At 64.7% G+C, this 8,560-nt stretch carries 9 protein-coding genes and 1 pseudogene; all 10 read left to right on the top strand.

Annotation, left to right across the window (positions count from 1 at the left end; all coding sequences use genetic code 11):
- Nucleotides 1-547: 547 nt before the first annotated feature.
- Nucleotides 548-955 (top strand): annotated as a pseudogene (locus ACZ4NT_RS36990) (transposase); the annotation flags it as partial.
- Between the two features lie 58 nt (nucleotides 956-1,013).
- Entirely contained in the window at nucleotides 1,014-2,831 is a 1,818-nt protein-coding gene (locus ACZ4NT_RS36985; RefSeq protein WP_467729737.1) for a polyketide synthase, read from the top strand.
- Nucleotides 2,809-3,081 (top strand): acyl carrier protein, encoded by a 273-nt coding sequence (locus ACZ4NT_RS36980; RefSeq protein ID WP_467729735.1) that lies wholly within the window; start codon nucleotides 2,809-2,811, stop codon nucleotides 3,079-3,081. The genes ACZ4NT_RS36985 and ACZ4NT_RS36980 overlap by 23 nt, the downstream gene beginning before the upstream one ends.
- Entirely contained in the window at nucleotides 3,078-4,034 is a 957-nt protein-coding gene (locus ACZ4NT_RS36975) for an LnmK family bifunctional acyltransferase/decarboxylase (protein ID WP_467729733.1), read from the top strand. Before ACZ4NT_RS36980 ends, ACZ4NT_RS36975 begins: the two co-directional genes overlap by 4 nt.
- Nucleotides 4,031-4,285 carry a phosphopantetheine-binding protein gene (locus ACZ4NT_RS36970; protein ID WP_467729731.1) on the top strand — a complete coding sequence of 85 codons (255 nt, stop codon included), beginning with the start codon at nucleotides 4,031-4,033 and terminating at the stop codon, nucleotides 4,283-4,285. The genes ACZ4NT_RS36975 and ACZ4NT_RS36970 overlap by 4 nt, the downstream gene beginning before the upstream one ends.
- Complete coding sequence (locus ACZ4NT_RS36965) at nucleotides 4,282-5,535, top strand: hydroxymethylglutaryl-CoA synthase family protein (RefSeq protein ID WP_467729729.1); 1,254 nt, start codon at nucleotides 4,282-4,284, stop codon at nucleotides 5,533-5,535. The genes ACZ4NT_RS36970 and ACZ4NT_RS36965 overlap by 4 nt, the downstream gene beginning before the upstream one ends.
- Nucleotides 5,520-6,221, top strand: coding sequence for an enoyl-CoA hydratase-related protein (locus ACZ4NT_RS36960; RefSeq protein ID WP_467729727.1), 702 nt, complete (start codon nucleotides 5,520-5,522; stop codon nucleotides 6,219-6,221). The genes ACZ4NT_RS36965 and ACZ4NT_RS36960 overlap by 16 nt, the downstream gene beginning before the upstream one ends.
- Entirely contained in the window at nucleotides 6,218-6,958 is a 741-nt protein-coding gene (locus ACZ4NT_RS36955) for an enoyl-CoA hydratase-related protein (RefSeq protein ID WP_467729725.1), read from the top strand. The genes ACZ4NT_RS36960 and ACZ4NT_RS36955 overlap by 4 nt, the downstream gene beginning before the upstream one ends.
- A 50-nt stretch (nucleotides 6,959-7,008) precedes the next feature.
- Nucleotides 7,009-7,506: an enoyl-CoA hydratase-related protein gene (locus ACZ4NT_RS36950; protein ID WP_467729723.1), complete on the top strand. Its 498-nt coding sequence runs from the start codon at nucleotides 7,009-7,011 to the stop codon at nucleotides 7,504-7,506.
- Nucleotides 7,503-8,471, top strand: coding sequence for a zinc-binding dehydrogenase (locus ACZ4NT_RS36945; protein ID WP_467729721.1), 969 nt, complete (start codon nucleotides 7,503-7,505; stop codon nucleotides 8,469-8,471). Before ACZ4NT_RS36950 ends, ACZ4NT_RS36945 begins: the two co-directional genes overlap by 4 nt.
- Nucleotides 8,472-8,560 lie beyond the last annotated feature (89 nt).

The following is an 8,560-nucleotide window of genomic DNA, read 5'->3' as shown; positions in this document are numbered from 1 at the left end:
AGTGGTCGACCTGGAGAAGACGCCGCCAGGCGGTCGCCCGCCACTGCCATTACCGAAAACGCAGCTCAGGACACGAACCGCTGCTGGAGTACTAAGGCTGTCAAGTATTTCGGGCATCCATTGGGGTAATGACGTGGCGAAGCTGGAGGCGTCAAAGAGCACGGCCAGACCTGCGGAAACGGGTCCGCGGGACGACCGTGCTCCTGCCGCTAGCGCAACGGCGCTCTTGTTGTTCTCCGCGCAAGCGTGACGTGTCGACTTTCTAGCAGTTGCCCGTGATTCCATCCAGAGTATTTCTTACTTGAGAGTGTTCCGCGTGGACAGTTTTAGTCTCCTACTGATCGTTTGGCAACAGGTTCAAAGTGGTCGCAAGCAGATGATGCTGCGAGCGGGTTAGAGCCGGCCGAGGTGTAGAGCGGCAGGTATCTCGCAGCGGGCTGTTTGAACTGGTGGAACGGGTGTTTCCCTCTGGTCGTGGACACCCTGGATACTGGATCTATGAAGTTCCAGAGGTCAGGAGTTCCCGTTCGGGACCTACAGGTACTCGGCTGAGTTCCGAGCCGACTCCGTCGCGCTGTACCGCGCCAGTCTGGGGCGTCCGGTCGTGGCTGTGGCCAGGGATCTGGGCGTGAATCACGAGACGCTGCGCCTGTGGATCAAGGCCGCCGAGGACTCCGAAACGCCGTCCGCGCGGGCGGGAGACGGACAAGAACGCCGAGATCGATGCTCAGCGCCGACAGGGCCACTTCAAGCCTCAGCGTGTCCACGCCGAGCCTACGACGTTCCCCACCTGCGGAAAGCACGGACCTGTCCGTCCACACCCCCGAACACCTCCACGCGGTCGCCGACCAGCTCAACCGCCACCCACGCAAAGCGCTCGGCTGGCTTCGCGGCTAACGGATCGGAAGATCACTGCCACCCCGGCGGTGGCGGCCAGTGTTGTAGCTCGGTGTGAGTTGGCGTTGAGCCCTTTCGCGCATTCTGATTAGTGACGGTCGAGGGCAGAGCCGCTCATGTTGGCCGGTCACGAGGATGGAGCTATGGAGGGTGTGCGCTTGGACTCGTCTGCTGAGCCCATAGCGATCGTCGGGATGGCGTGCCGTACGGCGGGTGCCGACGACGTGGGGCAGTTCTGGGACCTACTACGCGCCGGTTCCCGGATGATCAAGCCGGTCACGGACGGCCGACTGGTCGGTCTAGACCCCGGACCAGTGCCCGTGGCGGGGCCGCAGGCTGCCCTGATCGATGGCGTCGACCGGTTCGATGCCGCGTTCTTCGGTATCTCGCGGCGAATGGCGGCCTGGGCGGACCCGCACCAGCGGTTTCTGCTGGAGTTGGCCTGGCACGCGCTGGAAGATGCGGGGATAGCGCCTAACCGGCTCCGCGGTGAGCAGGTTGCCGTCGTCACCTCCTCCTCTCAGCCGGATTACCTGCTGCGGATGCAGCGTTCCGGTCGAACCGACGCGGCTGCTTTCTCCGGAACCATGCCTGCGTTCGGTCCTAACCGGATCTCCTACTTCTTCGACTTGACCGGTCCGAGTCTGGCAGTCGACACTTCCTGCTCTTCTGGTCTCACCGCTCTCGGCCTAGCGGTGCAGGGGCTGCGCCATGGCGAGTATCCGGTGGCCTTGGTCGGTGCCTGCTCTGTGATTAGTCACGGTTTTTGGCCGAGCTGCGCTTACCGGGCCGGTGCCTTGTCCCCGACGGGAGAGTCAGTTCCTTTCAGTACCTTCCGTGATGGTTATGTGCGCGGGGAGGGTGGGGTCTGTCTGGTCTTAAAGACGCTGGCTGCTGCACGGCGGGACGGAGACCCGATTCATGCCGTGATTCGCGCGGTTTCGGTCGGTCATGATGGACGGTCGGGCGGTTTAACTAGTACGCACGCGGCCACACAGACGGCTCTGACACGGCGCACGCTCGCGCAGGCTGGCCTCATGCCTCAAGATCTCGGCTATCTAGAGGCCCACGGCACGGGGACGGGTGGTGACGCCATCGAGATCGCGGCGATGCGCGAAGTTCTAGGACGCACCGGGAAGGCCGCCGGGCCCGGCGGGCGGCTATGGGTCGGTTCGGTGAAGTCGAACGTCGGCCATCTGGAGGCGGCGGCTGGGCTGCTCGGGGTCGTGAAGGCAGCGCTGGTCCTGCGGAAGAACCTGATTCCGCGTACGGCCTGGCTGGATAGCCCTGATTCCACTATTTGGGGCGGCGCTGGCGAAACACTGACTTGCACGGCCGAGAAGGTCCCCTGGCCGAGTAGCGACACCCCACGCCGGATCGCTGTCAACTCCTTCGGTGTGGGCGGCACCTTGGCACAGACAATCATCGAAGACCCTCCTACCCTTAGTGACAAGAGTCAGCCCCTACGCCGAAACCGTTGGGGCACCGGTGCCCGCCGCCCCCTCCTCTTCCCGCTGTCGGCCGCTACAGACCGAGCGCTGTCAGCGCTCTCTGCCCGCCTGCATGACACGTTGAGCCGTGAGGATTATGCGCTCGATGCGGTCGCCTGGACGCTCCAATCAGGCCGGGAGTCGCTGCCCAAGAGGGCCGTTCTCGTTGCCGACGCCCCGACGTCACTGCTCACCCAGCTCCGCTCACTCTCTGTAGGAAGCCCGGTGGACAGCCCGACGGACGACATAGCGCTGTCCTGGTTAGCCGGGACCGACATCGAGTGGGAAGCGCTGTGGCCGGCGGGCGCGAGACGGGAGCGGGTCAGGTTGCCGGGTTACCCCTTCCAGCGCCATTCCCACTGGTTCGACCCTGGCGATCTCGGATCGCTGAACACAACCATTACCGCCAGAGAGGACACTGATGAACCCGAACACCGCTCTTGAGATCCGCAGCGACTTGCGAGGCCAGGTCGCGGAACTGCTCTACTGCGAGCCGGACGACGTCGATGACGACGCCGACTTTCAGGAGTTGGGACTGGACTCCGTCCTGGGCGTGGAACTCACAGCCATGATCAACGACGCGCACGGGCTGGAGGAGCGGGCCGAGGTGATCCGTACACACCCGACCCTCAATCGGCTCGCCGACTACGTCATCGAGAAGATCTTGGAGAGCCGGAACGGACCAGCGGCATGAGAATCCCGACGACGACAGCTCGGCCACCTGAACTGCTGGCCGACGGTTCACTGGTGCGGCGCGTAACTATGCGGCCGGGGATGTGCGGTCACAACTCGCTGCTCATCGGGCAGATTGGCGACTGGACGTGGGAGACGGTCGGTGAAATGTGCGGCACCAACACTTTCGCCGCCCGCAACACCGACGGCGCTCCAACCTACCTGGCGTTCTACTACATTCACATCCAGGGCTCGCCGGGCCTGCATCCTCTGACGTTCAGCATCGGGGACGAAATCGAGGTCACCTCGAAGGTGTTCGGGTTCGGCAGCGAATCGGTACTCACCCTGCACCGCATCGGCCACCACGACGGGTCACCGCCACGCCCGGTGGATCCCGAGGAGTTTTACCGGAAGCCCCGCGCGGACTGCCTTTACGTCGAGAATTTTAATCGGTGGGTGGCACGCCGTGACGTCAAAAGCAACGAAAACTTAGTCAGTTCCTCACCTGCTGAATTCCATCACACACATCTGCCGCAGTTGGCCACCGAGTTCTCACCCCGAGCCGTTTACGGACCCGTGCAGCGAACCGGCAGCTTCCATCCCGGCGGTGTGCCGGGGTACGAGGTGACCGTCCAGGATTTCACCACCTCCTACGACATCGATTTGAACCGGGACATCAACGGCGTCGGCCTCGTCTACTTCGCCTCCTACTTCTCCATCATCAACACGGCCCTGCTGCGGCTGTGGCGGCAACAAGAACGCTCCGGAGCTGCGTATCTCGGCCGGCAGGTAATCGACCACAAGATCTTGTTCCTTGGGAACGCCGACTATGACACCACGCTGCAAATCACGCTGCGTGCCCACGCCCGGCAAGGGGATCAGGCGGACGAGATCGTCGAGGCCACCGTGTGCGACCAGGAGTCCGGCAGGACGCTGGCGGTCGCAGCACTACATGTGCTCGGGGGCCCAGCATGAGCAACATCGCAAGGCAGGCAGCCGAGGAGGCGCTGCTGTCGGTCATCTCGGACATACTGCCCTCGCTGAACCATGGCCTGGTTACCCCCGACAAGAATCTCGCCGATCTCGGGGCCGACTCTGTCGAGCGTGTGGAGATCATCATGGCGGTGCGGGATCTGATGGGTGCCGAGGACTCGCTCGCTACGCTGGGCGGTCTTCGGAACATCGGAGAGCTGATCGAGCGTCTGGTGGCCGGGGGCTCATCATGAGCGGCCCGCAGATCGGGCTTGAGGCCCTCAATGTGTACTGCGGCCTGGCACAGATATCCGTGGCCGACCTGTTCGCAGGCCGGGGCCTGGACACAGACCGACTGGGCAATCTGATGATGAACCGTCGCTCGGTCCAGCTCCCTTTTGAAGACGCGGTCACCAACGCCGTCAACGCCGCAAAACCGGTGGTAGATGCGCTGTCCCCTCAGGAGCGGGACAGAATCGAGCTGCTAGTGACCTCGACCGAGTCGGGACTGGACTTCAGCAAGTCCGTCGCCTCCTACGTGCATGCCTATCTCGGCCTGTCGCGCCGCTGCCGGATCATGGAAGTCAAACAGGCTTGCTACGGGGCAACCGGGATGCTGCAACTGGCCGCGGGATACCTGGCCGCAACCCAAACGCCACGCGATCCGCAGGACGAGGGCGCTAAGGCGCTAGTGATCGCCACGGACGTCACCGTAGTCACCGGAGAGCAGCAGTACGCCGAGCCCGCGACAGGTCATGGCGCGGCCGCACTCTTAGTCGGCGGCCAACCCCAGATCATGACATTCGACCCAGGCAAGTCCGGCCTGTGCTCATTCGAGACCATGGACACCGCCCGGCCGACGCCGACGTTCGACCTGTGGCACACCGACCGCTCGCTGCTCACCTACATGGAGTGCCTGACCGAGAGCTACCGGGACTTCCTCAGCCGACACCCCGGCACCGACCTGGCCACGTCGTTCGATCAGTTTGCCTTTCACACGCCATTCGCCGGGATCGTCAAGGCAGGGCATCGAAGGCTAATGCGGCAGTTCGCGCCGCGGTCGCCCCAAGGCATCGAGGAGGACTTCACGGCGCGGGTCGTGCCGTCGCTGGTGTATCCGCAAGAGGTCGGAAACATGTTCTCCGGCTCGCTCTACCTGGCGCTGTGCAGCATCATCGACAACTCCCCCATCGGGACCGGCTCACGGGTGGGCTTGTACTCATACGGCTCGGGGTGTGCCTCAGAGTTCTTCAGCGGCTCGCTGCTGCCCACTGCGAGGGAAAGCATGCACGGGATGCAGATCGCTGGACGCCTCGCGGAGCGGTATGAGCTCACCTTCGGGGAGTACAAGCAGTTGCTCAACAAAACACATACCTGCCTGGTTCCGGAGCCCGAGCGCGAGGTTGACCTGTCGAAGCACCAGAAGATGGTGGGCAGTACGCCGGTACTCGCGTTGAGCAGCGTCCGCAACTACCACCGTAGGTACGAATGGCTGTCGTCGTGACTTCGCACCGGCGTGTCACGCTCAACGACCCACAAAGGGGCAACCGGCTGACTGAGAGGACAGTCGATAGCATCCTGCGAGAGCTCGACGACGCGGAGTCTGATGCCGGTGTCTTCGTGATCGCGGCCGCTAACGGGATCTTCTGTACGGGAATGGACCTGGGCGACCCGCAAGCCGCCTCCTGGCGGCCCGATCCTGCCCCGGTCCAGCGGCTGCTTGCCAGGCTGGCAGCCACACCGCTGGTCACGGTGGCTCTGGTCAATGGCCGGGCGACCGGCGGCGGTGTGGGCCTAGCCGCCGCATGCGACATCCTGCTCGTCGGACCACAGGCGAGGTTCCGGCTCACCGAGACATTGCTCGGTTTCGTGCCCGCCCTGATCTTCCCCGCCTTAGCGGACCGGATCGGAGCCCACCGTGCCTTCTCCCTCGCACTCAGAGCCCGGGAAGCAGGGCCCGAGGAGGCACTCGCTATTGGTTTGGCCGATCGATACGGCCCGGACCCCGAGGGCCTGGTCCATGATCTGCTGGCACGTATTCCCGACAGCAGGCCGGGCCGTCACCGGGGCGCACTGCTGTCGCGCCCGCGCGGTTGGGAAGAACTTAGTGCCGCCATCAACGCTACATGCATGACCGACCCGAACATTCGGGAGCGGCTACGTCATCTACTCCGGGAGGGAGCCGCGTGAGTGCGACATTGCATCTCGCCCCGCCGCTGGCCACCATCACGCTACAGGACCCAGAAGGGGCCAACCACGCCTCGCCGGACCTGAACGCCGACCTGAACGGGGCGCTCGCCCGAGCAGCTCGATCGCCGGACATCAGGGTCGTTGTTCTAGCCGGCTCCGAGAGTGTCTTCTGTGCAGGTCTCACCGCGGAGATGTTGCTGGCCAACGACCAGCGGCAGCGAATCGAGGATGGCAGGGAAATGCTGCGTACAGTGGCCAACTGCCCCGTCCCGGTCGTGGCCGCGGCGCAGGGGCATGCGATCGGACTCGGCCTGCTGCTGGCCCTCACCGCCGACGTGACGATACTCAGCGAACGGTCGCACTACGCCGTGAACGCCCTCACCTACGGCCTCACCCCCTGCAACGGCGCAACATACCTTCTGCCCGCCAGGCTGGGAACGACCTTGGGGACGGAGATGCTTTACACCGGGCGGCCCTACCGGGGACGGGAGTTGGCCGCCCGCGGGTGCGGGATATTGGTGGCGCCCCACGACCAAGTCCCTGCTAAGGCGACCGCGATCGCCGCGCGAATGGCTCGCGCACCGAGAACCACACTCGAGGCCCTGAAAGGCCAGCTCCCGAACGCTGCGCTTGCGGAGGCGGCACACGAACGGGAGATCGCGGGCCATCTGGTCAGCGCCGCCGACCCCGCGGTCAGATCCCGGATCCGCCTTCTGCATCCGCAGGCGGCCTCGTGACCGGCCACCGCGGATTCAACCTGGTGGGCCGTCCAGCGGAACCGTGCGAAGTGCTGAAAGCGCTGAGAGTCGCCGAGGCACAGGACAGCTGCCGAGCGCTGGTTGTAGAGATCCCTCTCCGGACCGAGACGCAGAGAACGCCTGAACCGCTGTACAGACGACTCACCGAGTCACACCTGATCACGGTCGCACTGATCGACGGAGCAGTAACTGGCTGGGGTCTGGGTCTGGCTGCAGCCTGCGACTATGTGATCGTTGACTCTGCCGGCGGCTTCGACCTCGTACAGGAGACGCTAACCGACTACTTGCCCTACCTGGCCAGACGGATGGGAGCCCGGGGCGCGTGGGCATTCCTGCTGTCCGGGCATGCCGACGCGGCGGCGGCCGTAGCGAGCGGGCTTGCCGACGAGCAGACCGAAGACCTACAGGCCGCGCTGCGGAGGCTGCTGATCGATCTGCGGCGGACCGAACCGGCCGCGATCAGGCGCCTAAAGCAATACTACCGGACGCTCTATCCGATCCCCCCACTCGCCGAGGACCTGCGATGAAAGCTGTCTATGCCGACCACCCCTGCATGAATGACCCGCTGTCGGCCTTGGTGTTCGGAGAGCGGCCTGATCCGGTTGTAGCGAACGATGACTGGACACTGGTAAGAGTCCAGGCCGCCGCCCTCAATCACCACGACCTGTGGAACCTGAAAGGCGCGGGACCGCCTGCCGACAAGTTCCCGCTGATCCTGGGCTGCGAGGGGGCAGGTACAGACGCGTCAGGCCGTGAAGTGATCATCTGGGGAATGGTCTGCGCGCCGGAGTGGCTGCACGACCCGGTCCGTGACAAGAACCGCACGCTGCTCAGCGACGAACACCCAGGCACCTTCGCCGAGTGGGTAGCCGTTCCCAAAGCATCACTATGCGAGAAGCCACCGGAGTTCTCCCACGAAGAAGCGAGCTGCCTATCCGCGACGTGGCTGACCGCCTACCGCATGCTGTTCACCAAGTCCGGGCTCCGGCCCGGTGACACGGTGCTCATCCAGGGCGCGGGCGGCGGCGTGTCCACAGCACTGATCCGGCTGGCCCGAGCGGGCGGCTTCCGTACCTGGGTGACCGGCCGCACCGAGGCCAAACGTGACGCGGCACTGCAGATGGGTGCCGACGCAGTGTTCCAGCCCGGTCGGCCACTGCCGGAACCGGTCGATGCGGTCATGGAAAGCGTCGGCGCAGCCACCTGGTCACACTCGATCCGGTCGGTGCGGCCGGGCGGCACCATCGTCGTTACCGGGGCCACCACCGGAGGCACACCTCCGGCGCATCTGAACCGGATCTTCTGGCAAGAGCTGCGCATCGTCGGCTCGACATCGGGGACCCTGGACGAGCTCCGGGCACTGACGCAGTTCATGGCCGCTAGTGGGCTACGCCCCGACATCTATGCCCGGCTGCCTTTCGCCGACGCAGCACAGGGATTCCACATGCTCCTATCGGGTCGGGTCGTCGGCAAGGTGGTCTTCACCTGGTGAAGACCACCCATAGCGAGCGGAGTGTGAGCCCCGTGCGAGTCGCCCCGTTCATGCTATGACCAGCGGCAGCCCCCGAAGAGCGAAGGAGA

The sequence above is a fragment of the Streptomyces sp. NPDC026417 genome (genome assembly GCF_055567695.1).
Note: the sequence above shows the minus strand (reverse complement) of the source record. Positions and strands in the feature narration are given on the sequence as shown.